This is a genomic window from Paenibacillus polysaccharolyticus, from assembly GCF_023714295.1.
Taxonomy (GTDB): domain Bacteria; phylum Bacillota; class Bacilli; order Paenibacillales; family Paenibacillaceae; genus Paenibacillus; species Paenibacillus polysaccharolyticus_A.
The window spans coordinates 1,477,895-1,504,618 of the sequence record NZ_JAMAUN010000001.1 but is presented as its reverse complement, the minus strand read 5'-3'; the positions used below and the strand labels follow the sequence as shown (position 1 = coordinate 1,504,618).

Genomic DNA, 26,724 nt, shown 5'->3' with positions numbered 1-26,724 from the left:
TGGCTTGGAAGAGCATTTTTTCGGCTTTGTTAGAACAATGTAGATGATCCATTCATTTGTCCTTCGGGCTTACGATCAAAATGCCATCTATACACAAAAGTCATTACCACAACCAACATGGCAAGCACAATAAATAGATTACTATATACAAATGCAGATGATCGGCTGATAAAAGGATTGAAACGCATCTGCTGTGCTCCCCCGTCGATGACCTTGCCAAGAACGGTTGTAGATACAGAAGCCGCGATGAAATTAAACATCGACAGTAGTCCCATACCAATGCCGACCTGTTCTTTGGAAAGGGTCTGTGCGATCGTATTAGACAGCGCAATTTGCATATATGATTGACCAAGAACCGCCAAGATTAGAAAGGATGAAACGAAAAACAATGACACGCCGGCAGCAAACGATAGACTTATGAAGCCGATAACAAGCATCGTCGAGGCTGTATAAATCAAAAAGACATTGCCTTTATCATCAGCTAACGTTCCTCCTCGTCTTCCCAGTAATGCTGCAATCAGGGCCGAAGGTAACATAATTAGACCTGTCAGAGCCGGATAAGCATCATACACATGGGTTAACAGTTGCGGGATAATAAATGGAATGCTAAATCCACATGCAACTAACACAAATGAAATAATCATTCCCCATGTATAGGAGCGGTTGCGAAAAACAGCTGGTTGCACAAACGGTGATGCTGCGTGGAGAATACGAAGGATAAACAAGGCTAAAACTACAATGCCCATTAGCAAATACCACAAATTTAATTGAGTCAGTGCGAGCAAAATGGCTCCAATGCTTACGGCGAGCAGTATGCCTCCGAGATAGTCCATCTTTTCATACCCTCCCCTCTCATCATTCAAATACTTTCTATAGAAGGGGAGCGTCAGCAGCGAAAGTAGCGGAATCGCAAATAGAAACTTCCAATTAAGTGCACTGGATACGAATCCGGCAACAATAGGACCTAACGCAGATCCCAGGGCGATTCCGATCGCAGAAGTACCGAGTGCCTGACCACGCTTGTTTGGCGGAAAATATCGAACTGGTATAATCATGGCCAGAGCTGGAATGACGGCAGCCCCTGCGGCCTGAATCAGACGAGCCAAAATAATCATAAAGTAGGAAGTAGAAAGAATTCCTATAACGGAGCCAGCAGCCAACAATAAGAGTCCAAATGTGATTAAATGTTTAATGCTATATCGATCTGTTAGCTTCCCGTAAGTGACTGTACCAACGGCGTATACAATTAAATATCCGGTAACGATCCAGCTTGTCTCGGAAGCCGACCGTTCGAATTGATCTCCAATGACGGGTAGGACAACATTAAACATCATTCCGTTCATTACGGAGATGATCAAAGTGAAGACAAGCACGCGAAGTAGTGCAGTTTCTTTGCCCGTTGCAGATGTATACTGGATCTCTAAACTCTCTGTGGTCTTCATCGTTTCCCTCTTTTCCTTACGTTACTAAAAAAACACGCAAAATTGACTGTCAGTACTTACTGTCATATTAGAACTTAAAATACTAGGGCGTTAGCGCCCTAGTGAACGTCCACACACTTTCGGTAATCACATCTTCTAATGAAAGCCACGGAAAATGTACATGATCCTCCATATGGTTAATAAACAAGCCATAATTCAATGCCATGAAGGAGAAAGCCTGTAATTCAGCGTTGATCTGAACCACCTTTCCTTGCTGGTACATCGTTTGCAGATATCGGGTTAAAAGCTCGAGTAACTGCTGGGGATGTCTTATCGTTCGTGTTCTTAACTCAGGCAAATGATTCATTTCCTTCAGACTGATCATGAATAGTTTACGGTTCTTATGCATGATTTCATGATAAGTTTTACTAACTAACAATAAGTCAGAATGCAGATTCCACACAACTTTTTCCTCAAAAAGTCGTGTCATTTCCTCGGCATAATGATATTCGTCAAATGCACTCTCGAGCAGATTTAGTTTCGTACCAAAGTGGCGAAATAACGTCTTCTCACTTACGCCGGCGGTTAATGCAATCTCCTGCGTTGTAACACTTTTATATCCCTTAACCGAGATCAGCTCAATCGCCGTTAACATTAACTTCTCTCTTGTGTTCCGTTTACTTGAATTGGACATGAAGCTCTCCTTTTACTCAAATGTCAGTGATCACTGTCATAAAAGAAGACTACCTTTTGAATCACTCTTTGTCAAGTAGTTCAACTCATTTCTGTTCCATCGCCTGCACAGCAAGTTGGAAAGCTCGAATTCTTCTCTCCAGTAAGGTATATTGTGGTGTTCCAACTGCGGATTTATCCATCATTCGTTTAAGAGAAGGCAGTAGATTATTCATCACTTGACGTGCCTCGGATATCTCCAGGCTACTATAATGTTGATCATCTCTCCCATTCCAGGTGTGTTCCAATATATACAAACTGACAATTAGTGCATGAAGTCGTTTCTCTATAACCGATGTATTTGCTTCTTTCCCCACCATTTTCTTCAGAGCGTTCTCCGATTTTCGGATCACTGATTGAAAGGCTTCAATGGATTGTCGTTGTACAGTCTCAAATACGGATTCAATCATGGGCAAATGCTCCTTTTCATAAAATTTATAAATGGTGTTATGTAGATGTTGTATACAATATATTCACTGTTTCAGGAATCCTATTATAGTCACTTACGGAATCAATGTACAAACCAAAAAAGTCGCATATGCGACTTTCTTGGTTTATCCACAATTAATATGAGATTAGAGCACCTTTTCCAAAAAGCTGATTGTGCGTTCGTGCTGTGGTTTGCCGAAAATCTGTTCAGGATTTCCTTCCTCAACAATATATCCGCCATCCATAAAAATAACCCGATCCGCAACTTCGCGGGCAAAACCCATCTCATGGGTAACGATCATCATCGTCATGCCTTCGCTCGCGAGATCCTTCATGACACCAAGTACTTCCCCAACCATCTCCGGGTCAAGTGCCGATGTAGGTTCATCGAACAACATCACATCCGGGTTCATCGCGAGTGCGCGAGCAATAGCTACACGCTGCTTCTGTCCACCCGAGAGCTGGCTTGGGAAACTGTCTGCTTTATCTGCCAGACCGACACGGTCAAGCAAGCGAAGAGCCGTGTCCCGTGCCTGTGCTTGATTTAATTTGCCAAGTTCCATTGGCGCGAACATAATATTTTTCAGCACGCTGAAGTGTGGAAACAGATTAAAGTGCTGGAATACCATGCCAATGTTCTCACGGGCTTTATTGATATCGATATCTTTGCTGTTTAAGTCATGATCATCGACAATAACACGGCCTGCGGTGATATCCTCTAAACAGTTAACACAACGCAGAAATGTACTTTTCCCCGAACCGGAGGGGCCAATCACACATACAACCTCTCCTTCGTTCACAGTCACGTCTATTCCTTTCAATACCTGATTGGAACCAAAACTTTTCTTCAGACCTTCTATTCTAATTTTACCCACGACGGATTCTCACCTCCAGATAATCGGCAATTTTAGTCAGTATTATAATAACGATCAAGTACATTATCGCAACCGTTAACCAAATGTCAAACGAGGCCAAGGATCTGGCAATAATGATTTTACCAGACTGCGTAAGCTCAACCAGCCCGATAACGGACAAGATCGATGTATCCTTCAATGTAATAACCATCTGGTTGATAAATGAAGGAATCATCACACGAATTGCCTGGGGAATGACAATTTTCATCATCGCTTTGCGATACGGAAGTCCGAGTGAACGAGCTGCTTCCATCTGCCCGCGATCAATCGATTGAATACCCCCGCGGATAATCTCGGTAACGTATGCTCCGGCATTTAAGCTCAGCGTCAGAATCGCTGCAAGGAACAGCGGCATCGTAAAGCCAAATGCCTGAGGAATACCAAAGTAAATGAAGAACGCGAGTACAAGCAACGGAATACCACGGAAAATATCAACGAAAACGGTGGCAATGCCGCGCAAAACTCTGTTACGCCCTACTTTCATAAAGGCGAAGATCAAACCGATAATAAACGCGAAGAATAGAGACATGATCGTGTATAAAAGAGTTTTACCCAAACCTTTTAGCAGGGCCGGAAGAGACTTGATAACAAGCTCCATTCGTCCTAGGCTTGCAGCAGTCTCCGCATTGTCACCTATATACTTATCTACAATGCGCTTGTATTCTCCGCTTTCCTTGATGTTTGCAAGGCCTGCATTAAACTTCTGCAGCAACTCCTGGTTTTTACCTTTACTTACAGCAAAGCCATAAGGGGCACCTTTTTCGGGTTCAGTTACTACTTTCAGTCCGTTGTTCTGATTCTCCCCATATTTCAGCACAGGATAATCGTCGAAACATGCTGCGGAATTTCCGGTTTTCACATCTTCATACATTAGTGCCGAATCATCAAAAGGTACAATGGTAAACCCATACTTTGATGCGTTCGCTTCAGCAAAACGATACCCTTCCGTCCCCGTTTTTACGGCTACCTTTTTACCACGCAGATCTTCGTAGCTCTTTATTGTATCATTGCTCGCTTTAATGCCCATAACAACGCCTGATTCAAAATACATATCGGAAAAATCAAATTGGGTTTTACGTTCGTCCGTAATACTCATACCTGCAATGACACCATCTACCTGATTGGATTCCAGTGCCTGCACGGCTGCGTTAAAACCTAACGCTTTGATCTCATATTTGAAATTCTGGTCCTTTGCAATCGCAGCAAGGATATCCATGTCAATGCCGACAAGTTCTCCGTTTATATCCTCGAATTCAAACGGTGCAAAGGTAATGTCGGTACCGATCACATAGGTTTTCCCCGAATCCGACTGTGCCTGCACACTTCCCGTCCAACCTGTAAAGCCGGACACCAGAAGCAGTACCATGGTAAGTATAAGTAATGTAATCCTGTTATTCTTCATATGTCCTCCTCGTCTTGACGTCATGCCTACGAATGTTTCGAATCATGCTAAGGGTATTATTCTCAGCTCTTGACCAATCAATGCTCTTTCTACCCACCTTCATTTTTGTTTCCATGGCATTTCTTCAATCTACTTGTAAAAGCCCTCTTATACTTACCCTGGAGGTCAGGTTGTCGAAACTTTAATTTTAAATTTGAAACATTAAAATGCCAAAAAGCCGCAAAATGCGACTTTTTGGCTATCTTATAGATATGCATTAATTCTCAATCGATAAACTATAATTCTTAAGATGGGTTCATGCTTTATTTTAACGTAATCTCAAAGACTGATCCTGCTTCACCAGCAAAGACAAGGTAGCCGCTCTCGGGCAGTACCATTGTCGTTTGACCACTGACTACGCTGTGATTCAGACTGGCACCAGACGCATCATACACAACAAATGAACCATCGGAGGGCAAATTCACTTTCATTTCTTTCCCGCGAGCCGCAGCTGGAATCGAAAACCATTTGGCATAACCATTCGACTGGATCGTCGTTTTGGATTGCTGACCTGCATAGATCGGTTTCACGATATCCTGGTTGGCATATATATTGCCTCCTTGTGACACATACTCCACACCGTCTTGTTTGTAAAAGGTAAATTCCATCGTATCACGACCTGCTACACCCGGAATCTGCAATTGATTCACAGCCTGATCCCCATCCGTAATAGCATTCGTATAAATATAACCTGGTAACTCACTTAACAACTGAATAGGTATCAGCGGCATTGCTGTATTATATAGAGTCGAGGTATGTTTCTCATTCACGAGTACATACGCTTTACCCACACGCGCTTGCCACGCAGCTTTGGCTTCGTCTGACAATAGATTGGCTTGAAGCTTTTCAGCTTTATACTCCGAAGAAGCAAGCTGACCGAGCCCGGGAGCCGATTGATACGAACGTGTCCAAAGATACGTATTTCCGTTATCTTCCTTAACAAATTTCACTTTCTCCGTACCTGCCTCATTCACAAAAGAACCGTCAGCAATATAGGTGTACGTCTGTTTCGGGCTATTTGGTGTCGCTAACATCGACATCGTGAGTTGCCCATTCTCCTGAACATCCAGCTTCATCAACATGTTGGCTCCGCCACCATAGATTCCTGAATGTTGCATCTCTTCCTTCGGCATCTCTGCTTTCACAGGTACTCCATGTGACTTCTCCGGTTTACGCTCCGGAATCAGCTTCTTTTCTTCCAGGCTACTTAGCAACAGCTCTGTTGCAATCAATTGATTCGTTGAACTTGAACCTCCCGAAGATGTAACGGCTGCAGCCATATTATACTCAGGCAATACAATCAGAGACGAGTGATAGGCGATTGTATTTCCGCCTTTAGTCCATGCCTTGATCCCATACCGATTGAACGGAAACAAGTTCACGCTGTCCCACCCAAGTCCATAGGCAATGGATGAATCACCGTTCTCTGGCCACATTCCCCTCTTGTACTCTTCCTGTCCGGTAGCTTTCGCTGATTCTTTGGAAAGAACACCATTCTTCTCGTTCGTGAATACTTGTGACAGCTTCACTAAATCTTCGGCTGTGGAATAGATGCCACCTGAAGCAATCATGTTGGTTGTCTCCAAAGGCTGTTGTTCCTTCTTAGCGGAGTATGTCGTTGCCATTTGTTTCACATCGAGCGGATCTTGTGGCGTCTTGGTATGATTCATGCCAAGAGGTGTGGTGATATGACGATGCATGAATTCCGTAAAACTCAACCCGCTAACTCGTTCTACCAGAATCTCAGCTAATGAAAACCCGTCATTACTGTAAACCGAGTAAGCTCCAGGATCTGCCTTCAAATGTTGTGAGGCTAGCTGTTCCAGTAATGTATCATGTGCGTGTGTATCTGGATCTTCGAACAGAATCGCGCTGTTACTGGATGTGCCAAGCAATCCCGATGAATGATTTAACAGCATACGGACTGTAATCTGAGCATAACGCTTGTCCTTCATTTTAAATTCAGGAATATAGCCCACTACAGGATCGTCCAATTTCACTTTGCCCTCATCCACCAGCTTCATAACAGCGGTTGTGAGAAACATTTTACTTGTTGATCCTATGCCATACATGGTGTTTGACGTGATTGGCACACGATTCTCCGGGTCATTCATTCCTGTCTGTCCAGAGAGAACAATCTGCCCTCCATCGATAAGTGCGTACTGTACACTCGCAACTCTATAGGTTTCGGTTAGTGTTTTCGTTTTCGCCGTGACTGCTTTTTGAGTCAAGCCGTAGTTTAGTTTACCTGGAAGCTCGGCTGCATATGCAGCTGTGGGCGTTAACATCGCCAATGCCAAGGTCATGGCAACGAAGGACATTCTTTTTTTTCGTGTCAAATTCATCTTCTCCTCTTCTGCTCTGCTCTGTGGTCGTCGTGTATGAGTTGTTACCTAACGCAGTATAAACAAAGAAAATGAACTACCCACGTCCTGAATATGAACTGGAGATGAACAGGAAAAAATATATTCATCGTGATTCATCATTGCAGCTTGAACCATTGTCATGATAATATTTCCTACAATGGAAGGCTCAAATTTTCATTACCTGCTATTAATATGCAATCCATAAATTCAACAACAACGGAGTTGTTATGATGTTAAAAGTGAACCGAAACGATGACCGTCCGATCTGGCAGCAGCTGCTTGATCAGGCTATTCACAACATTATCACCGGGAACTGGCCTCCAGGGGAACTGCTGCTTCCGTCACGTGAGTTAGCCGGGCGAATCGGTGTTTCACGGTCTACAATCCAGATCGTTTACGAAGAATTATTCAGCCGGGGTTACACGGTGACCTCACGCCGTGGTGGAACAAGAGTCAGCAGCTCGATTCAAGTGCTCCGTTCTTTAGAAGAGGAGCCACCTTCCGGGCCTGTACCGCCCGCACTGCCATTAGTACACGAATCTATTGCCAAACTACAGAGCTGGTTTGGAGATCGAGATACAACGCAGGTGGATATTGATTTTAACCCGCACGAGCCTTACATCGATGAGACGTTCACCCAATCCTGGAGAAAATCATTTTTACAGGTATCTGCTGAACCCAACCTTGATATCTGGTCGTATGGCGATGCCAGAGGTTTCCTGCCGCTACGGGAACAGATCCAGCGATATTTGTCATTAGAACGAGGAATTCATATTGAAGCTGATCAGATTTTGTTAACTTCAGGTGCACAGCACAGCATTGATTTGATTGCTCAGGCACTTCTGACTGAAGGAGACAGAGTGTCCGTGGAGGACCCCGGTTTTCCTGCTGCCTGGATCACCATGAATTACCGCAATATGCAGATTGATGCAGTACCCGTTGATGAGCAGGGACTATGTGTAGATTGCATCCATCCGGATTCGAAGCTTGTGTTTGTCACCCCTTCGCACCAATGCGCCACCGGAATCATCTTGTCAGAGCCACGAAGACAGCAATTGTTGCAGTTGGTCGGAAAACGTGGAATGTGGATTATCGAGGACGATTACGATAGCGAATTCAGATATCGTGGAGACCCGATTCCTACTCTGTTCAGCCAGTTGCCTCAGAATACGCTTTATATGATGAGTTTCTCCAAAATGATTGCGCCCGGTATACGTTTATCCGCAATTATAGGACCTCAAGCAGCGATCGAGCGGCTTACCCAGATTCATGAACTGACTTATCGCCATCTGCCCATAATGGAGCAGCTGACGTTGAATCATTTTATTGAGCGTGGGCAATTTATGCGCCATATGAGAAGGGTTCGTAACATTTATCGTCGTAGACACGAGGCTATGACTAAAGCCATCCATTCTTCCGGTCTTAGTTCGCGTTTTAGGTTAAGCGGAGTAGAAACGGGATTACATGTTCTTCTTGAAGCCGATGCGCCATGTGATGAAGCAGCAATAACCTCTGCCGCCCGCAAGCAGGGTGTCTGTGTTTATCCTCTAAGTAGATACTGCCTGGAGAGTGATCGTAAGGGGTGGGTATTAGGTTTTGCAAAAGTAGATGAGGCACGAATCGAAGAAGGCATCTCCCGATTTGCTCGCACCTTATAATAACAATTGAATAGAGCCCTCCGGCAATGTTAATGGATAATTAGAGAAGAATGCAGGCGGGCTCTATCTATTTATGAGGTGAACGATGTCCCTGCTTCGTACAGGGGAAACCGTGATGTGATCTCGCGCACACAACCTGATATGTGCTGTTTTACTTTAGTGTTCGCTGGATTTTTAAAAGCAAGCGCGATAAGCTCGGCAATTTCTTTCATCTCCCCGGCACCAAGTCCTCTCGTTGTCATGGCAGGCGTTCCAAACCGAATACCGCTTGTAACTAACGGACTCGCTGTATCATGAGGAATCGAATTTTTGTTTGCCGTGATGCCTACTTCATCCAGCATGATTTGAGCGTCTTTACCCGTGAGGCCAACGCTGCGCAGATCAACGAGAATGAGATGATTATCTGTCCCTCCAGAAACTAGAGTAAGCCCTTCATTGATTAGTGTTTCCGCCATTACTTTCGCATTATTCAGAACGTTTCCCATATAAACAGTGAAATCAGATTGCATTGCTTCTCCAAAAGCGACTGCTTTTCCAGCGATAATATGCATAAATGGCCCACCCTGCGTTCCCGGAAATACAGCTTTATCGATAGCCTGTGCCCAGGATTCTTTACACAAAATAGCACCTCCACGCGGACCTCGCAGCGTCTTATGTGTCGTGGTTGATACAATATGTGCATGCGGTACGGGGTTAGGGTGTAATCCTGCCGCAACAATACCCGCGATGTGTGCCATATCTACAAATAGTAACGCTCCCACTTCGGAAGCAATTTCAGCAAAAATCTCAAAATCAATACGCCTCGGGTATGCACTTCCGCCTGCAACGATCATTCGTGGACGATGTTTGTGAGCCAGTTTTCGAACTTCATCGAAGTCAATAAGACCTGTTTGTGGATCAACACCATAGGGAACAAAGTGATAAAATCTTCCTGAAAAATTAACAAGATTCCCATGTGTCAGATGACCGCCATGAGCAAGATTCATTCCAAGAATCGTATCCCCCATCTGGACTGAGGCAAAATATACAGCCATATTCGCCTGTGAACCGGAATGAGGCTGCACATTCGCATGTTCAGCACCAAATAATTGTTTCAGGCGATGATTAGCAATATCCTCTACCGTATCCACATGCTCGCATCCACCATAATATCTTCTGCCCGAATAACCCTCTGCATATTTATTGGTTAATACGCTGGCCGTGGCCTCCATTACGGCTTGGCTCACAAAATTCTCTGAAGCAATCAGTTCGATCGTATCCCTCTGCCTTGCAAGCTCGTGACGGGTTGCTGCTGCCAAAATTTCATCTTGGCTCTCTATATGTTTTAACATTCTGATCATCATCCCTTCCAGGTTTCTTAGCCATTTGTTCCAAGTGGTTTTTTGGCAAATTTATAATGAATTAGTAGATGCGCCATGACTCCAGCCACAAGTCCCCAAAATGCACCGCCGATGCCAAACAAAGTTACATTAGCCGCTGTTGCTAAAAATGTAATTAATGCCGTCTCCCGTCCGTTCGGGTCCGCCAGAGCGTTAGCCAGGCTGCCGCCGATCGTTCCAAGTAAAGCTAGCCCTGCTAATGTGGCGATAAAAGCTGCGGGAAGAATTAAAAATAATGCGGCTAAGGTTACGCCAAAAATTCCGACAGTTATGTAGAAGACTCCGCAGGCAATACCCGCAATATAACGTTTGGACTTATCTTCATGCGCATCTTTCCCTGTGCATATGGCTGCGGTAATGGCTGCCACGTTAAATGCATGTGAGCCAAATGGTGCAGCGATTAGTGAACCCAGTCCGGTTACCGTTAATATAGGGTTAGCACTCGTTCGAAAACCGTCATTACGGAGAACCAGCATACCTGGCATGTACTGCCCCGTCAGCGTAATAATAAATAACGGCAGGGTCACACCGAGCAACGCTTGAATTGAGAATTCAGGCGCAGTGAATACAGGTAAAGCGACTGCGATCTGAATGGAACTGAAATCCGTTTTTCCCATAATCACCAGGTAGATCAGACCGAGAACCAATATACCAACGATGGCATAGCGAGATGTAAACCGTTTTAATACGATATAGGCGGTGAACAACAGAATAACCAGTACAGGTTCGACCTTGGCTCCTTCAAACGCGGAAATACCAAACTGGAGTAAAATACCTGCAAGTAAACCCGAAGCGATCCCTGGCGGGATCAATCGCACGAACCGTTCGAACAAACCAGACATGCCCAAAATGATAAAACCCACGGCTGATATCATATAAGCACCTACGGCTTCTGAATAAGGAGTTACAGCCAGCATGGAGACAAGGAAGGCTGCAGCTGGAGTAGACCACGCAGTAATGATAGGTTCTTTGTAGCGGTAACTAAGCCATATCCCCGTGATCCCGACGCCAATCGAAATGGACCATATCCAGGATGCGGTCATTTCCGGGCTCAATCCAGCTGCTTTGGCCGCTTGAAACACAAGAATGAACGTCCCTCCGTAATTGACAATTACAGAAATTAATGCAGCGGTCACTGGTGATATCAGATCGCGCACGCGAATCTTATTAGATGCTGTTTTCAATTTAAACCCCTGCCCCTCAACTAATCTTCTATCTTTTTATGTTCGTTCCAGTAATATTCATCGGGCAGATAACGTGGGCCAAACACATTGGTTCCCACACGAACGATGGTCGCTCCCTCTTCAATCGCCATACTGAAATCACCGGACATGCCCATCGATAACATTTCCATCTCGACGCGTGGGATGTTTCTCTCTCTGATCTGCATGCTGAGCCGTTTCAACAAGCGAAAACATTGGCGTGTTTCATCAGCTGATGCATGCAGCTTCCCTATCGTCATTAATCCTTTTACATGAAGCGTTTCAAATTGAGACAATTGTTCAACGAGTTCCACTGCATCCTCTGGAGAAGCACCGAATTTACTTTCTTCATAGGACGTATTAATTTGTACAAGAATGTCCATTGTCCGCTGTTCTTTGACAAGCTGGTCATGCAAGACCTGCCCGAGCTTCAGACGATCCACCGAATGGATCATTGTCACATACTTAACTACCTCCTTAACTTTATTTGTCTGCAGATGGCCGATAAAATGCCATTCCACCGCTTTGGACTGCTCCATAAGAGGATATTTATCTCGCAGTTCCTGCACCTTGTTTTCTCCAAACAGATGTTCACCTGCCTGCACGGCAATCTGTAACTTCTCCAGCGGTACCGTTTTCGTGGCTAAAAGCAGCTGCACATCGTTAACATTTCGTCCAGAAGCCTTGCAAGCCAGTGCCATTTGTTTTCTAACCATTTTTAAATTTTCTTCAACCGGATAATCCAAGCCGGATGCCCCTTTCCACTCACCATTTGAATGACAGTATAACAATCTATGGATTGAATACGTATATCCAAAGATATGATTTTTGAGCAATCCAAAATCCGAATACAACAATCTTTGCTTTGAGTATTTTATATTCCCAATAAAAAAGAGCCGCACAGTGGCGACTCAGGGTATTAAAAACGAATGTTCAACCCAGTGTATAAAGGGTTGATTTTAATCACCAACTATATAAGTTGAACTAAAGATTTTACACGGCCCACTCCAATGACAGAATAACCTGGAGAGTAGCGGTTATCCCCAGATTTTTTTGATTCCCTTTTCCAAAGGGGAAAATCCGGTGATAAAGACGAAGACTATGCTTCCGATGTAGCTTTCTTTCAGAAAGCTTTCAGCTCCGCTTTTCCAGGTTATTTCTGTCCTCTCCGTTATTGTGTAAAAGAATAATTCAACTTATATAGCAACAAGGTGAGTTCCTAAAGAACTGCATTATCTTGCAGGCTTTAATAAAACTTTATAACAAATATCAAGAGCGACTAAACTTTGTTTTTCTGGATGAGCGTCATTATTGTAGTTGGCTGGATCAGTATCAAAAGCATACAATACATTGGTTACAATATAGAGCTTGTTATTCCAGAGAATTAACTCATCTTTTCTTGGAACAAAAGGTAAGGCTACCAAATCAGCATGTTCGGCTCGTGGATCGTCACTTAATACAATTGCTAGTTCAACGATGTTCAATTTTTATCACCCCAAGGCCTAAGAAATCAATCGAAAATGACCACTGTTCGTGGACCTACAAAGCAAGATGCAGGACCAGCATCTGTATGAATTTGGGCGACTCCGCCGATTGAGTAAGTTCCTGCTTTAGAGTATGTCCATGTTTGAGAAAGAGTTACTCCGCCGGAGTTGGGTCCACTAAAACTCGCCGTTTCCGTCCAACCAACACCTGTACTAAATGAAGCATTTACCGATCTTATAATTGAGTCTGTTGAGATGGTCCACACAGCAGTTACAGATTTTTCGCTTTTAGTCACTGTAAAAGATTTGTTAACCCATACCGGCCCTACTATTTTAAGGGGAGTTACAGCATCAGCATTCTCTAATTGTGCTGGAGTAAAACTTTCTGTATGAAACGGTAGAGCAAACATCTCTTGAACATCAGTAAGACCAGTTATCGTTGTTTCGCTTAATTCGTTTGAATTTTGTGGAACAACTGTAACTTGATTAGCAAAAGAAACTCCACTACTCGTAGTAACAGTAAATAATAATACAATAAACACAACCAGACTCTTGAAGAAAACTTTACCTGATCTAATCAAGACTAACAACTCCTTCGTTTTAGTTTGATAAATAATATAGGAACTTTCGCATGTTCCGTTTTATCTTCCATCACCTCTTTTGTTTGAATAAAAATATAAATGGATTTTAATACAATATATAACAATAAATTATATTCCGAAGTGATTTTCATCTCATTTTCAAAAAGTAATTCTGTAAATTTTAATTATAGATTTCTCTCCGTCTATACTTCGGGGGAATACGATATGTATTGTACATTCACTTTAGACTAACTAGTTTGTAGGTCTAGTTTACCTCCTAAGACCTATTCTTTCTTCGAGTCTATTTCATTGAAATGGTCTTGATGAATCCTTAGTCCTTCTAACTACATAAGAGGTGATTTTTTTTGCGGGCCAACCTACCTATAGCCTAGTAAAAAATCCCGTTCCGGCTTTTTTAGCCAGAGCGGGATTCGTGTGTTGCCTTTTTCATATAAATCTATTGATTCACGTTTTCCTTCGTTACCAGCTTCAACTCAGCCGGGATCGATTTCTCCACTTGTTTACCGCTCAGCACATCGAGTGCGGCTTGCAATGCGAGCTGTCCGATCAACTCAGGTTGTTGAGCTACAGTTGCTGTTAGTTTACCATCCTGAATCGATTTAATGGCATCATCATTACCGTCAAATCCGATCACCGGAATATCTTTCCCCGAACTTTGGATTGCTTCGATGGCACCAAGAGCCATTTCGTCATTATGGGCAAACACGGCTTGCACTCCTGGGTTACCTTGCAATAAGTTCTCCATGACATTCAACCCTTTGGAGCGGTCAAAGTCAGCGGATTGTTTCGCAACCACGTCCAGCTTTTGGTCTGCAATCTCGTGGAAACCTTTGCCACGCTCACGGGTAGCTGATGCACCCGGTACACCTTCAAGTTCAATCACTTTAGCACCTTCACCAAGCTGTTTCACGATATATTCAGCAGCCATGCGTCCACCCTTTGCATTATCGGAAGCAACAAGTGCTGCAACTTCACCTTTATCCGCAGAGCGGTCAAGCGTAATTACTGGAATGCCCACACTATTAGCGGATTGAACCGCTGTAGAGATTGCAGCGGAATCTGCCGGGTTAATCAGCAAAGCATCAACGCCCTGCTGAATCAGATCGTCCACATCATTCGTTTGCTTTGCAGAATCGTTCTGTGCATCTACGACAACAACCTGAATACCTTGTTTCTGTGCTTCGGATACGACACCATCTTTCAGTGAAACGAAGAACGGGTTGTTCAGTGTCGAGATCGACAAACCGATTTTCTTCTGTTCCTTACCTCCGGCTGACTTTGGTTTCGCCCAGCCTGGCGGCTCCAGCGAACATCCGGCTAGAACAACGATCAGTATCATGCTAACAAGCGTTAGTGTCCATTTTTTCATGTTGTTTTCTCTCCCTTAAGCGATTTTCTTGCGGTCCAGCAGGACTGCGATAGCAATAACGACACCCTTCACAACCATTTGGTAGAAGGAGTTCACACCGAGCAGGTTCAGACCGTTATTCAGCACACCAATGATCAGCACACCAATCAATGTACCTACAATGCGTCCGCGGCCGCCGGAAAGGCTTGTTCCGCCCAGCACAACCGCTGCGATGGCATCCAGCTCATAGGATGTACCTGCCGTAGGTTGAGCGGAGTTCAGACGCGATGTCAGAATCGCGCCGGCCAGCGCAGCAAGCATACCTGCAAGGGAGTAGATCATAATTTTGACGCGGGATACTTTGATACCCGAGATGATGGAAGCTTTTTCATTACCGCCGATGGCGTACGTTTTGCGGCCGAAGGCCGTTTTATGCAAAATCGTCCACAGAATTACAAACGTAATCAGCATCGTAATTGCTGGTACTGGAATACCGAGCAAGTATCCGCGTCCAAACAATTGGAACAGCAGGCTATCGCCCAAACCTGTAATCGGATTACCATTGGTATATACCAGTGTCAGACCTCTAAAAATGGTCATCGTTGCAAGGGTTGCGATAAATGGAGCCATGTTACCCTTGGTAATCATCAGTCCATTCACCATACCCATGACTCCACCAAGGGCTACCCCAATGATGATGGACAGGATTGGATCAAGACCGGATAACATCATATTGGCTACGAAGGCACTTGATAGCGCAAGTATAGAACCAACCGACAAGTCAATCCCGCCAGTAAGAATAACAAACGTCATGCCAAATGCAATTAAAGCATTAATGGAAACCTGACGTAGCAAATTTAGAATATTAAGTGGTTCCAAAAAGCTTGGATTGAGCACGGAAACAATCACAATTAGAATGATTAACCCGAGAAGTGGGCCGAGTTTTTGTGTTACGCTAGACAAGCGGAACCCGCTTTTGGCTGTTTTAGTATCCTGCATCGTTGTCATGTTACTGTCCCCCTGTAGCTAGAGTCATAATGTGTTCTTGTGTCGCTTGTTCCTTCGGTAGAACGCCGGTAATGTGACCTTCATGCACAACGGCAATGCGGTCGCTCATACCCAGCACTTCAGGCAGTTCGGATGAAACCATGATAATCGCAACCCCGCGATCCGTCAGTTCGTTCATGAGCTGATAGATCTCACGCTTCGCTCCAACGTCTACCCCGCGTGTAGGCTCGTCCAGAATGAGCACGTTTGGACCGATACCTACCCATTTGGCAATGACAACCTTCTGCTGGTTCCCACCGGACAAATTCCGGGCTGCGGTTTCCGAGGACTGGGTTTTGATCTGCAACCGTTTGATGAGTGTGTCTACAAACTCCTGTTCTTTCCCATTCGAGATGAAACCTTTGCTGGAGAAACTGAATAGGTTCGTCAGTGCCATATTTTCACGGATGGAAAAGTCGAGCACCAGCCCTTCATCCTTCCGGTCTTCTGTTATAAAACCGATGCCGTGCTTCACCGCATCCGCCGGTTTGCGAATATTTACTTTTTTGCCACGTATCTTAATCTCTCCGCTATCCAATCGATCCAGACCAAAGATCGCTCTCATAATCTCTGTACGCCCTGATCCCATAAGACCAGAGAAACCGAGGACTTCACCGGCTTTCACGTCAAAGCTGACATTTTTGAATAATCCCTTCCGATTCGCTTCCCTCACCTCAAGCACGACTTCACCATATTTCGGATGACGGGACGGATAACGCTCCGTCAGTTCACGACCTACCATCTTGCGTACAACTTCATCAAAGTTTGTCTCGGGAATGGCTTTGGTATCCACGGTTCTCCCGTCACGCATGATGGTGATGCGATCACAGATCGTGAAAATTTCCTCCATTCGGTGAGAGATGTAAACAACGGATACGCCATTTTTTTGCACAGAACGAATGACCTCAAACAATTTCTGAATTTCACGTTCAGTCAAAGCCGCTGTAGGCTCGTCCATAATAATGACTTTGGCCTCGGTCATAAGCGCTTTAGCTATCTCAATCATCTGCTGCTGTCCGACAGAGCACTCTCCTGCAGGGCGTTCTAGCGGAATGTCCACCGAAAGTTTGGCGAATTGTTCACTAGCAAGCGCTTTCATTTGTTTTGTGTTCAGCAACCCCATGGAGGACGATATCTCTTTACCGATAAACAGGTTATCCAGTACCGTCATCTCAGGCCAGACATTCAATTCTTGGTGAATAAACGTAAGCCCAAGCTGCTCTGCTTCTTTTGGACTACCGAAGTACGTCTCTTTGCCATCAATCTCTATGGTTCCTTGATCCCGTTGGTGCAGACCGATCAAAATGTTCATCAGCGTTGATTTCCCGGCGCCATTCTCCCCCATCAGGGCATGAACCTCGCCTTCTTTTAATTCGAAATCCACACCGCTTAACACTTGATTTGTGCCAAACGCTTTATGGATATTATGCATCTGAATGTGCATGGTGCTGCCTCCTTTTAACCGAAATGAACTCCCGATTGTAAAATGCAATTGGCATACGGTGTAGCCTCGCCTGTACGAATAACGGCCTTCACTTGCCGGGTTAACGCTTTAAACCGCTCATGGTTCTGGCTATCATCGATGATCTGCGTATCAAATTTCTCATTCAGGTACGCAAGTGTCTGCGGATTCCCTTCATGGATTTCACTAGCGATGATCACTTTTTCAATGACCATGTCTTCCGCAATGACGTCCAGCACTTCACGAAAGCTTGGTGTACCAAGTTTGAGTGCCAGATCAATCTTGGGCACACCATCCGGAACGGGCAAGCCCGCATCCGCAATGGCAATTTGATCCGTGTGACCCAGATCAGACAAGATTTTAGAGATGTGACTGTTCAAGATGCCGTTTCTTTTCATTACAAGCTCTCCTCTACTTCGTCCCTGGTTGGCATACCGCCCTGTGCACCAAACTTGGTTACGGATAACGATGCCGCCCGATTGGCAAAACGCACACTGTCCTGAATCGACTTACCCTCAGCCAGAGCGACTGCAAATGCTGCATTAAATGTATCGCCAGCTCCGGTTGTATCTACAGCTTCAACTTTATAGGTTGGCACAAGTACCTCTTCATTACCGTCATAATATCGAACACCCTTACTGCCTTCCGTAATGAATAATTTGTTTGGATGCTGGCGTAGCGCTTCCGCAGGCTTCATGCCTTTGAACAAAATTTCGGCCTCATGCTCATTAGGTGTAATATAAGATGCATTGTCGATCACCTCTTGCGGAACCGCACGGGCAGGAGCCGGATTGAGCAGTAAGGGTGTCTTGTATTTGGCACATAATTGGCTGACATGAATCACCGTTTCTTCTGGAATCTCTTGCTGGATCAGCACAATATCCGCGTTACGAATCGCTTCAGCAGCTTCATCCACATAAGCAGGTGTCACTTCGCGATTGGCCGCTTCGACCACCACAATGCTATTATCTCCCTCTGCCAAGATGATATGAGCTGTACCACTCTCCGAATGTGTAACCGGTTTCACATTGCTTGTATTTACACGATTTGCTTTGAAGTTTTCTAAAATGTCTGTACCGAATGTATCATCTCCAACACGGCCGATCATGACAACCTCGGCTCCCAAACGAGCTGCCGCCACAGCTTGGTTGGCGCCTTTCCCGCCCGGTACTGTCTTAAAACTTTCACCAAGCACGGTTTCTCCCGCGCCCGGTCTTCTGGAGGATGTCACAACCAAGTCCATTGAACTGCTTCCAATCACACAAATGTTAGCCATCGGATCTCACCTTTCTCGTTGTTCCCCGTTCAATGAAAGACACGGGCAACTGTATGTTTTTATTCTCGATCTTATTTTGCTCTACTAACTGAATAAGTAATCCTGCCGCTTCTCTGCCCATTTCATATGCTGGCTGACGAATTGTAGACAATGCAGGTGACAATAAACCACTCATCGGAATGTCGTCAAACCCGATAACCTGTACATCATTCGGGACGTTCCTCCCAATCCGATAAGCTTCATGCAAAACCGCCATTGCGGCGATGTCATTACTGGCAATAACGCCGTCCGTGTCCGGAAATTTTCTGAACAGTTCCTCCGCCCATACACCTGCCTCATTAAATGAAAACGAGGTGGTTTGAATGACCTCATGATTCAGTCCTGCTTGTCGGATGACTTCAATCGCTCCTTCAAACCGATCTTGAGACGGCCGAATATGGGATGGTCCTTGCATAACGGTAATTCTTTTACTGCCCCGTTTGATGATTTCTTTGGCAGCAAGCCTTCCGCCTTCTCTGCCATCGGCGTAGACCGAAGGTCGATCCAGTGAAGTTCTGTCCAGAAAGACAACGGGAATCTTCAGCTTTTCATATATCGAAGAGTGAGGGTAATTGGTGGATGAGATCACACCCACTACGTTATTCTGGATAAACGTCTGGATGTAATCCTGCTCCTTCCGTTCATCCTCATCACTGTTTCCAAATATTAAGCGGTAATCCTGCTCTTGCATCCGATCCTCCACCCCCCGCGCAAGCTGAGGGAAATAAGGATTCGCAATGTCTGGAAGCAGTAGACCAATCAGTTTCGACTTGCGTGTGTATAGTGAACGTGCCACTTCATTCGGTGAAAAGTGAAGTGCCTTGACAGCCTCTTCAACTTTCTTGCGAGTATCTGCGTGCACATAGCCCCTGTCATTAATCACTCTGGATACCGTGGCTACGGATACACCGGCCAGATTTGCTACGTCTTTAATTGTTGTCATGGAATGTTCTCCTTATGTGTAACCGGTTACAGACATAAATTATCACATTATTTTTCATTTGGCAAGCGCTCTCTTGTTGGAAATAAAATCCACACACGCTTTTCTCGCGATCATCTCTGTAATTTCTCTCATCACCTCATAACAAGGTTGCCTGCTCCAAGCCATTTTTCTTCCAACACAAAAGCAGGTTTTTATGATATGGTCTATAAGGCATGATTGTTTATTCTTACATACAGATGTGCACAACAAGCGAGGAGAAGATTAAGCGTGATCGAGAGAGATTCAACACTCATTAGTCCAAAGGCAACAGAACATATGCAAAGTGAAAGTAAAGCACGAGAAAACAAAAATAAAGGCGAACAGGAACATCGGAGCAAATTAAGCGATCCATTCATTGTGATGCTCGTTGCAGGCTTATGCTGCTTATTATGGGGGAGTGCCTATCCTTCCATCAAACTCGGCTATGTTGCTTTTCACATTTTGCCCGAAGACATCGCTTCAAAATACGTTTTTGCCGGGTATCGATTCAGTTTGGCAGGTATATTGCTGCTACTTCTATATCGCGTTGGTTTCAGACGCAAGCCCAAGCTTAACGGACGTGAATGGGCAGGTTTAAGCATGCTCGGCGTACTGCAGACAGGACTGCAATATATGTTTTTTTATGTAGGCGTAGCCAACACCACCGGTGTCAAAGGGTCCATCATGAATGCAACAACGACGTTTTTCAGTGTTGTATTGGCCCATTTTATCTATAAAAATGATAAGCTGAGCCGTAACAAAATCATCGGCTGTGTAATCGGGTTTATTGGAGTCATTATCGTCAACTTTCATGCAGACTTGCTTACCTTTTCATTCTCTTTCACAGGAGAAGGATTTATCATTATGGCCGCTCTCGTTTTCTCGGTAACAGCCATTTACGCGAAGCGTTTAACTGGAACAATTGATGTTATGGTGATCACCGGTGTGAGTCTTCTAGTTGGCGGATTGGTGCTGACTCTGCTCGGTCTGTCACTCGGAGGTCAAGTTACTCATTTTACATGGGAATCCACACTGAATCTGGTGTATCTGGCTTTGCTGTCATCCGTGGCCTTTTGCCTGTGGAATCTGCTTCTGAAGTACAACAAAGTGGGCAAAGTATCGGTTTATAATTTCTTAATCCCCATCTTTGGTGCCCTGCTATCCGCATTGTTTCTTGGAGAAACGATCTGGGAACTAAAAAATCTTGTTGCGTTAATATTGGTATCTGTTGGCATTTATCTGGTCAACCGTGTAAACGCACTTCGAATGACAAAAAGCCGCTAATCAGCGGCTTTTGTTGTTTATAATACGATAATATGATCAGTCAAGCTCGAATTTGAAAATAAGATACTATGTTGATTTTACCTTGTACTGTGGACTAGATTAGTAAATCACAGTGAAGTCAATCAGATCATCTTCCTCTTCAGTATTGAACATAATACCATGTTTACCCCATTTATATATCATCTCGTATCCGCCAACGGCTTCATTGTAATATTCCGAAGACGGTTTTCCAAGCCACAACTTTATATCATCAGGGGAAAGATACTGCTTCTCATTGTAAAGCTCAATAACGGAAACGCGAGATTTGCTCTTCAATTCATGCAGGTAGGCATCAAATCCGATACCAAAGTTGGCATATTTGTAAACAGCACCCCACTCTCCATTCGATTTGGATTTAGGTTTGCCCAGTTTCTTTTGCACTGTTTTCAACGTCAGGCCTGTTTTAATATCTGTCCGTCCCGGTAACTGTCCTTTGGAGGCAGCATCCTTGAGACTCTTCAAGTAAGCCCGATTCCCATCGCCCGAATTAGGCCAAACTGCAGTCTTTTGATTTCGAGTATCATCGAGACGCATCTGTAATTGGTTTGCATTCATTTTAAAGGTATTGAATTCGTAAATACCCTGTACATTATTATAATACCTGAATTGTACCCGACCATCTGACAATGTCCGAATTCCCTGATCCCTCATAGCAACCGTAGAGTCCCCACCGGTTTTTCCATCATGTAGCACATAACTCACGCGCTTCAACTCACCGGATTGAATCACAAACGTTTTAATCATATTCACATTTGATGAACCCCACTCCGTGATCATTAACAGATCCGGGATACTAGGCTCCTTGCTGTCCACGACAAAATTCAAATTTTGACGTAAAATAATTGTATCCAGTTCCAAATCAACATGCTGCACCGAGCCGAATGCTTCTCCCGATTTGAGAAGTGCTGCACGATATGTTCCTGTGTAGATTACGTCTCCTGCTTTGTTATCTCCCCAGCTATCAAGTTCAGTTAGTGTGCTAACTTCCTCGTCTTCAGCTAAAATATAAACCGTATATGCATTCTGTTTCGCATCTCGTAGTGTAAACGAAAGCCTGCTCTGTTGCTTGAGCTGGTCGGCAGCAATTTGCTCTCCGCTTGCTCCGGCCGTGCTTGAAACGAAAAACAAAGAACTTAGTACAGAGACAATTAAAGTTATAATCATCAGAAATGCCCATTTGGTATGATGTTTCATATAAGTCATGATGTGAACTCCCTTATGTATTTAATTTATTTCTTTTCAACCCGAGTACTTCTTATGAACTTAGACTGCTTTAGATTAATGCTTTTAATTGGATCCAACTTAATCTAAACTCTCGCGTGTTTCATCTCTCCTTACGTATTCTCTTATAATTTGATCTGGAGGAAACATCTCCCTCTAGTTCCAATGACCTAAACCATAATAACACACTTTCTCCCACAGAAAAATGTAAATAATAAGGAATACGTGGCCCACTCCTTATACCATTAAAACAAACAAAAACCCTGCTGTTTTTCCTTGGCAGGGTCCAAAATAAGTTAATATTAATCAGAATAGCTTTCGAGCATACAGCTTTTTTATAGGCAAGAGTACACTACATTACGCAAGCGGCGCTGCACATAATGCTCCTGACTGTTCAACAGATGTTGCGCATACATCACCGTCAGTCCAGAATCCGGATCGATAATCGCCATACAGCCTGCCGCACCGGCCCATCCAAATTCACCAACCGGACTCAGTGATCCACTGCCTGCTGGGGAGATATGTGTACGAACTCCGAGACCATAACCGTATCCATACATATGATCCCATGAAAAGTCTGGTCGTGTCATGTCATTCAGATGATCGGCTCTCATGAGCTCCACGGAAGCTCGGGACAAAATCCGCACGCCTTCAGGGCTTGTTCCAAATCCGGTCAGTGCATTCAGGAACTTGGCGTAATCGTTCACGGTAGATAACAATCCGGCACCGCCACTATCCAGTTCTGTACCTACACGGAAACCGTTGCCGTCCATTCGTACCGCTTTATCTTGCTCCTCATCAAAAAGATATTGCGGAATTAAGCGAGATTGTTGAGCTTCATTCAGGTCAAAGGTGGTATCATGCATACCAAGTGGTTTAATGATCTCATCTTGCAAATACGTGCCGAATCGTTTCCCACTTACAACTTCGACCAGTGCACCAAGTACATCATGACACATGCTGTAATTCCAGTGTGTGCCCGGCTCAAACATCAGCGGTTCCTTCGCAACAGCTCTCGCAAACTCCCGCGTAGGCAGTGTTCCGTTGGTACGTTCCACCGCTTCCTTGATACTTGGCGAATGGATATCATATGAAAAACCAGCAGTCATCGTAAATAGATCACGTACCGTTATTGGTCTTTTCGCTTTCTCGTAATACACCTCGCCATTCGGAAGTGCCTTTTTCACCTGCATTTCTGCAAATTCAGGTAAATACTGAGACAGCGGGTCAAGTAAAAGGATATCCCCTTTTTCAACTAGTTGCAACGCAGCCACACAAGTCATAATCTTGGTCATGGAGTAGAGATTAAAGATTGCGTTGTCGCGAATTGGCGTCTTCTCCTCCAAATTTTCGAATCCATTGCGATACTGGAAAACGGTTTCGTTTTGATGCATAATTAGCACTTCTGCCCATGGAACTCTCCATGAGGTTAAGCGATCAATTAATGAAGCAACCGGTTTAAAGTCCATATTTCCCCATCCTTATATGTAAAATTGTTTTGTTCGTGCCACGAAGAGCACTTCGTGAAATATACTTCTCTTCCCTACGACATATACTACTATACGACCTTTTGAACCTGTTGACTAGTTTGATTAAATGTTAATTTCGTCAGGCCAGATATTGCAATTCAAATGGCAAAAAGCCGATCCATAACTGGACCAGCTAATAACCTTAATATCATATTCGCACGCTAATTTGGATAAGATCGTCTATTCTCAACCGATTTCATACGATTCTGGTCATCCGTTACGTGATCCTGACTAAATTCCTGCCCTGCCTCCATCTCACCATGACCGGATACGTTGCGGGAGAAATTGGTAAATTGTCTTTTGTGCTCGTCCTGTTCGTGCTTCTGTTTCAAAAGTTCCTGCGGGTCTTGCTTCGTCATCGCACTAACCTCCATATTGAAATGTCTTGTACGTCTTTTCACTACATAAATCGAACTAAAGAGAATTTGCACAACACTTCGATGACAGAATAACCTTCCAATCGCTATTACCCCCAGATTTTTTTAATTCCCTTTTCTCGAGGGGAAAATCCGGTGAAGCGTATGCTTCCGATGTAGCTTTCTTGCAGAAAGCTTTTAGGCAACCGCTTCGCTTTTTCAGGTTTTTTCTGTCCTCTCCGTTTTTGTGCACACCAATCCAGTTCAACTTATATACAAAAGCTTTCCATACAGAAGCTCTGCTTATGCAAGTAAATGCAAGTAATCCAGGATAACGCAAAGGAAAGGAGATAGGTCTAATCATGGCTCGACTTCTCTTATCTTATCCGCTGGGTGTGAACACCCCGGTGTACAAAGGCAATCCTCCCGTCGTGATACAACAGCAATCCAGTATCGCTCAAGGTGATGCCTACAACCAGTTTATTGTCTCAAGCCTTAATCATAATGGTACACATATTGATGCGCCGTGGCATTTTAATCCTCAAGGCAAAAAGATCAGTGAGATTCCGATAGATGATTTTATTTTTACACACCCCGTGGTGATTGATATTCCCAAAAGTGATGATGGGTTGATCACCAAAGCTGATCTGCAGCCTTATGAGCATCAGATCGCTGGAGCTGACCTGCTGCTGATTCGCACGGGATTTGGCAGAATTCGCTCATCTGATCCTGACAGATACGCCAATCATAACCCGGGTTTATCCGCCTCGGCAGCACAGTACCTGATGATTTTCAACTCCTTGCGTGCTATTGGTATCGATATGATATCCGCTGGTGCAGCGAATCATCCAGACGAAGCCATTGCTTTTCACCAGATTATTCTGGGCAAAGGTCGGGTTGATGGCAAGTACATTCTCGTCATTGAAGATCTGAATCTGAATCAGGATCTTTCCCACATCTCTAGGGTCTACGCGATCCCTCTGTACATCGAAGGCGTCGACAGCAGCTTTGCTACTGTTTTTACGGAAGATTAAGGCTGGCTAGCGGAATGATTATGGTTTTGTGAAAAAAAGATAAGAAAAAGCGCCGACAAGAGGGCTGCTCTTATCAACGCTTGTTCTTAGTGAATGTCTTTCTTCTTGAAATTTCCGCCCTTCACTTCGGCTACATCGTAGACAACAACAAAGGCTGTAGGGTCAATCTCGTTAATGATTTCTTTGATTTTACTCTCTTCCATCCGGTTGATGACACAAGTGATTTCCTTGAACTGCTCGTTGGAGTATCCACCATATGCCTCGGTGTACGTTGCTCCGCGTCCGAGTCGATCACGAATAGTCTCCACCATGACTTCCGGTTGTGTCGTAATAATTTTGAATGTCTTCGAACCGCTCAAACCTTCTTCGACAATATGTATCACTTTAGAGGCAATGAAATAAGCGAGTCCTGACAAAATCGCGCCTTGCAGACCAAATACGGTCGAAACAACGATAAATACAAACATGTTCAGGAATAGAATCAGGTCACTCGTTCCGAACGGAAGCTTACGAGATAACAATACGGCAAGCATATCAATCCCATCAAGTGCTCCGCCGTTACGTAGTGCAAGACCCATACCAAAACCGATAATGATACCACCCACAACCGTTACCAGCAACGTGTCCCCTTTAATAATCGTGGGCACATGATGCATCAGACTAGCACTAATCGCCAGTGAAGCGATTCCGATGACGGAGTATAGTGCAAAGCTTTTACCAATTTGCTTGTAACCGAGCCACACAAACGGAATGTTCAGCAATCCAATGAGTAATCCGAGTGGCAAGCCGAACAAATTCGAGCCGACGATACTGAGACCGGTTACGCCACCATCGGATACCTGGTTAGGAATCAATATGGCCTCCAGACCATAGGCCGTGATGAATCCCCCGATAATGATGAGTAGCGCTTTGGAAAGGATTTTGAGCTGGTTCGACTTGTGTGGTTTGTGTTGATGCATTCCATTTCCCCCTTGATAAACGATAAACACGATAAATTTTAACAAACATAAAAAATAGTCTATAACAAAAATCACACATTTGGCAATAGAAGGGCAATCCAAAAGTTAGTTCAGTCTTCCGATCGCATTCTTTCTACGTTACATTATTTCCCGATAAAGGATCGATATGCTGTGATTTTAAGTTCAAGCATTTCATTCGCCGCATGAAGGGTATTCATCTGATCTTCAACGGCTTTTTTATGGTTCTCGAGCAACTTCAAACGTTCTGTAGCGGTATGCTCTCCTTCCTGAAATAAAGAAGCATACTGCTTAATCTTCGCGATTGGCATTTGTGTTTCTTTTAGTTTGATGACAAACTGAAGCCATTTAAGATGCGACTCATTATAACGCCTGTCCCCACTGGAGTCACGCAATGGGATGATAATTTGTTCCTTCTCATAATAACGCAACGTATGTGCACTGATGCCCAGCATCTCGGCGACTTCTCCGATCGTATGCATGGTTGTTTCACCTCCTCCTTCGGATGGCTTGACTTAGAGTA

25 protein-coding genes are annotated in these 26,724 nt (G+C 44.3%); 3 read left to right on the top strand and 22 right to left on the bottom strand.

Annotated features, from left to right (window positions below; translation table 11 throughout):
• Positions 1-29: 29 nt before the first annotated feature.
• The 6 genes from M3629_RS07060 to M3629_RS07035 form a co-directional block, all read right to left on the bottom strand.
• Positions 30-1,442: an MFS transporter gene (locus tag M3629_RS07060; RefSeq protein ID WP_251503478.1), complete on the bottom strand. Its 1,413-nt coding sequence runs from the start codon at positions 1,440-1,442 to the stop codon at positions 30-32.
• Positions 1,443-1,524: 82 nt separating this feature from the next.
• Positions 1,525-2,115, bottom strand: a complete 591-nt coding sequence (locus tag M3629_RS07055) for a TetR/AcrR family transcriptional regulator (protein ID WP_251503477.1) — start codon at positions 2,113-2,115, stop codon at positions 1,525-1,527.
• Positions 2,116-2,200: 85 nt separating this feature from the next.
• A complete protein-coding gene (locus M3629_RS07050; RefSeq protein WP_251503475.1) occupies positions 2,201-2,563 on the bottom strand; it encodes a hypothetical protein in 363 nt (120 codons plus the stop codon).
• 165 nt (positions 2,564-2,728) lie between these two features.
• Positions 2,729-3,457, bottom strand: a complete 729-nt coding sequence (locus M3629_RS07045) for an amino acid ABC transporter ATP-binding protein (RefSeq protein WP_251503470.1) — start codon at positions 3,455-3,457, stop codon at positions 2,729-2,731.
• A complete protein-coding gene (locus tag M3629_RS07040) occupies positions 3,450-4,898 on the bottom strand; it encodes an amino acid ABC transporter substrate-binding protein/permease (protein WP_251503468.1) in 1,449 nt (482 codons plus the stop codon). Before M3629_RS07040 ends, M3629_RS07045 begins: the two co-directional genes overlap by 8 nt.
• A 302-nt stretch (positions 4,899-5,200) precedes the next feature.
• Positions 5,201-7,282, bottom strand: a complete 2,082-nt coding sequence (locus tag M3629_RS07035) for a serine hydrolase domain-containing protein (RefSeq protein ID WP_251503466.1) — start codon at positions 7,280-7,282, stop codon at positions 5,201-5,203.
• Between the two features lie 251 nt (positions 7,283-7,533).
• On the opposite strand from M3629_RS07035, the gene M3629_RS07030 reads away from it, so the two are divergent.
• Positions 7,534-8,961, top strand: a complete 1,428-nt coding sequence (locus tag M3629_RS07030; protein ID WP_251504615.1) for a PLP-dependent aminotransferase family protein — start codon at positions 7,534-7,536, stop codon at positions 8,959-8,961.
• 71 nt (positions 8,962-9,032) lie between these two features.
• Here M3629_RS07030 and glyA read toward each other — a convergent pair whose 3' ends face one another.
• The 11 genes from glyA to M3629_RS06975 all read right to left on the bottom strand — a co-directional run bounded on the left by glyA (position 9,033) and on the right by M3629_RS06975 (position 19,743).
• Positions 9,033-10,292 (bottom strand): serine hydroxymethyltransferase, encoded by a 1,260-nt coding sequence (gene glyA, locus M3629_RS07025; protein ID WP_251503464.1) that lies wholly within the window; start codon positions 10,290-10,292, stop codon positions 9,033-9,035.
• A gap of 26 nt (positions 10,293-10,318) precedes the next feature.
• Positions 10,319-11,524 carry a benzoate/H(+) symporter BenE family transporter gene (locus tag M3629_RS07020; protein ID WP_251503462.1) on the bottom strand — a complete coding sequence of 402 codons (1,206 nt, stop codon included), beginning with the start codon at positions 11,522-11,524 and terminating at the stop codon, positions 10,319-10,321.
• Between the two features lie 20 nt (positions 11,525-11,544).
• Positions 11,545-12,288 carry a YggS family pyridoxal phosphate-dependent enzyme gene (locus M3629_RS07015; RefSeq protein WP_251503460.1) on the bottom strand — a complete coding sequence of 248 codons (744 nt, stop codon included), beginning with the start codon at positions 12,286-12,288 and terminating at the stop codon, positions 11,545-11,547.
• A 486-nt stretch (positions 12,289-12,774) separates the two neighbouring features.
• Positions 12,775-13,026, bottom strand: coding sequence for a hypothetical protein (locus M3629_RS07010; protein WP_090915887.1), 252 nt, complete (start codon positions 13,024-13,026; stop codon positions 12,775-12,777).
• Positions 13,027-13,052: 26 nt separating this feature from the next.
• Positions 13,053-13,607 (bottom strand): hypothetical protein, encoded by a 555-nt coding sequence (locus M3629_RS07005; protein ID WP_251503458.1) that lies wholly within the window; start codon positions 13,605-13,607, stop codon positions 13,053-13,055.
• A 457-nt stretch (positions 13,608-14,064) separates the two neighbouring features.
• Positions 14,065-14,997, bottom strand: a complete 933-nt coding sequence (gene rbsB / locus M3629_RS07000; RefSeq protein WP_251503457.1) for a ribose ABC transporter substrate-binding protein RbsB — start codon at positions 14,995-14,997, stop codon at positions 14,065-14,067.
• Between the two features lie 15 nt (positions 14,998-15,012).
• Positions 15,013-15,984, bottom strand: a complete 972-nt coding sequence (locus M3629_RS06995; protein WP_251503454.1) for an ABC transporter permease subunit — start codon at positions 15,982-15,984, stop codon at positions 15,013-15,015.
• A gap of 1 nt (position 15,985) precedes the next feature.
• Positions 15,986-17,467, bottom strand: coding sequence for a sugar ABC transporter ATP-binding protein (locus M3629_RS06990; RefSeq protein WP_251503452.1), 1,482 nt, complete (start codon positions 17,465-17,467; stop codon positions 15,986-15,988).
• A 14-nt stretch (positions 17,468-17,481) separates the two neighbouring features.
• Positions 17,482-17,883, bottom strand: coding sequence for a D-ribose pyranase (gene rbsD / locus M3629_RS06985; RefSeq protein ID WP_251503450.1), 402 nt, complete (start codon positions 17,881-17,883; stop codon positions 17,482-17,484).
• Positions 17,883-18,761 (bottom strand): ribokinase, encoded by an 879-nt coding sequence (rbsK, locus tag M3629_RS06980; protein ID WP_221788718.1) that lies wholly within the window; start codon positions 18,759-18,761, stop codon positions 17,883-17,885. Before rbsK ends, rbsD begins: the two co-directional genes overlap by 1 nt.
• Complete coding sequence (locus M3629_RS06975; protein WP_251503448.1) at positions 18,754-19,743, bottom strand: LacI family DNA-binding transcriptional regulator; 990 nt, start codon at positions 19,741-19,743, stop codon at positions 18,754-18,756. Before M3629_RS06975 ends, rbsK begins: the two co-directional genes overlap by 8 nt.
• A gap of 267 nt (positions 19,744-20,010) precedes the next feature.
• On the opposite strand from M3629_RS06975, the gene M3629_RS06970 reads away from it, so the two are divergent.
• Positions 20,011-21,045, top strand: a complete 1,035-nt coding sequence (locus tag M3629_RS06970) for a DMT family transporter (protein WP_251503447.1) — start codon at positions 20,011-20,013, stop codon at positions 21,043-21,045.
• 99 nt (positions 21,046-21,144) lie between these two features.
• Here the strand turns inward: M3629_RS06970 and M3629_RS06965 are convergent, their stop codons facing one another.
• From M3629_RS06965 to M3629_RS06955, 3 genes are all read right to left on the bottom strand, one after another.
• Positions 21,145-22,287 carry a DUF4309 domain-containing protein gene (locus M3629_RS06965; protein ID WP_251503446.1) on the bottom strand — a complete coding sequence of 381 codons (1,143 nt, stop codon included), beginning with the start codon at positions 22,285-22,287 and terminating at the stop codon, positions 21,145-21,147.
• A 353-nt stretch (positions 22,288-22,640) separates the two neighbouring features.
• Positions 22,641-23,774 (bottom strand): serine hydrolase domain-containing protein, encoded by a 1,134-nt coding sequence (locus M3629_RS06960; RefSeq protein WP_251503445.1) that lies wholly within the window; start codon positions 23,772-23,774, stop codon positions 22,641-22,643.
• Between the two features lie 221 nt (positions 23,775-23,995).
• Positions 23,996-24,193 (bottom strand): hypothetical protein, encoded by a 198-nt coding sequence (locus M3629_RS06955; RefSeq protein ID WP_145330658.1) that lies wholly within the window; start codon positions 24,191-24,193, stop codon positions 23,996-23,998.
• Positions 24,194-24,552: 359 nt separating this feature from the next.
• On the opposite strand from M3629_RS06955, the gene M3629_RS06950 reads away from it, so the two are divergent.
• A complete protein-coding gene (locus M3629_RS06950) occupies positions 24,553-25,224 on the top strand; it encodes a cyclase family protein (RefSeq protein ID WP_251503444.1) in 672 nt (223 codons plus the stop codon).
• Positions 25,225-25,310: 86 nt separating this feature from the next.
• Here M3629_RS06950 and M3629_RS06945 read toward each other — a convergent pair whose 3' ends face one another.
• Both M3629_RS06945 and M3629_RS06940 read right to left on the bottom strand, forming a co-directional pair.
• Positions 25,311-26,183 carry a YitT family protein gene (locus M3629_RS06945; RefSeq protein WP_090915864.1) on the bottom strand — a complete coding sequence of 291 codons (873 nt, stop codon included), beginning with the start codon at positions 26,181-26,183 and terminating at the stop codon, positions 25,311-25,313.
• Between the two features lie 143 nt (positions 26,184-26,326).
• Positions 26,327-26,683 (bottom strand): MerR family transcriptional regulator, encoded by a 357-nt coding sequence (locus M3629_RS06940; protein WP_251503443.1) that lies wholly within the window; start codon positions 26,681-26,683, stop codon positions 26,327-26,329.
• Between the last annotated feature and the right edge of the window lie 41 nt (positions 26,684-26,724).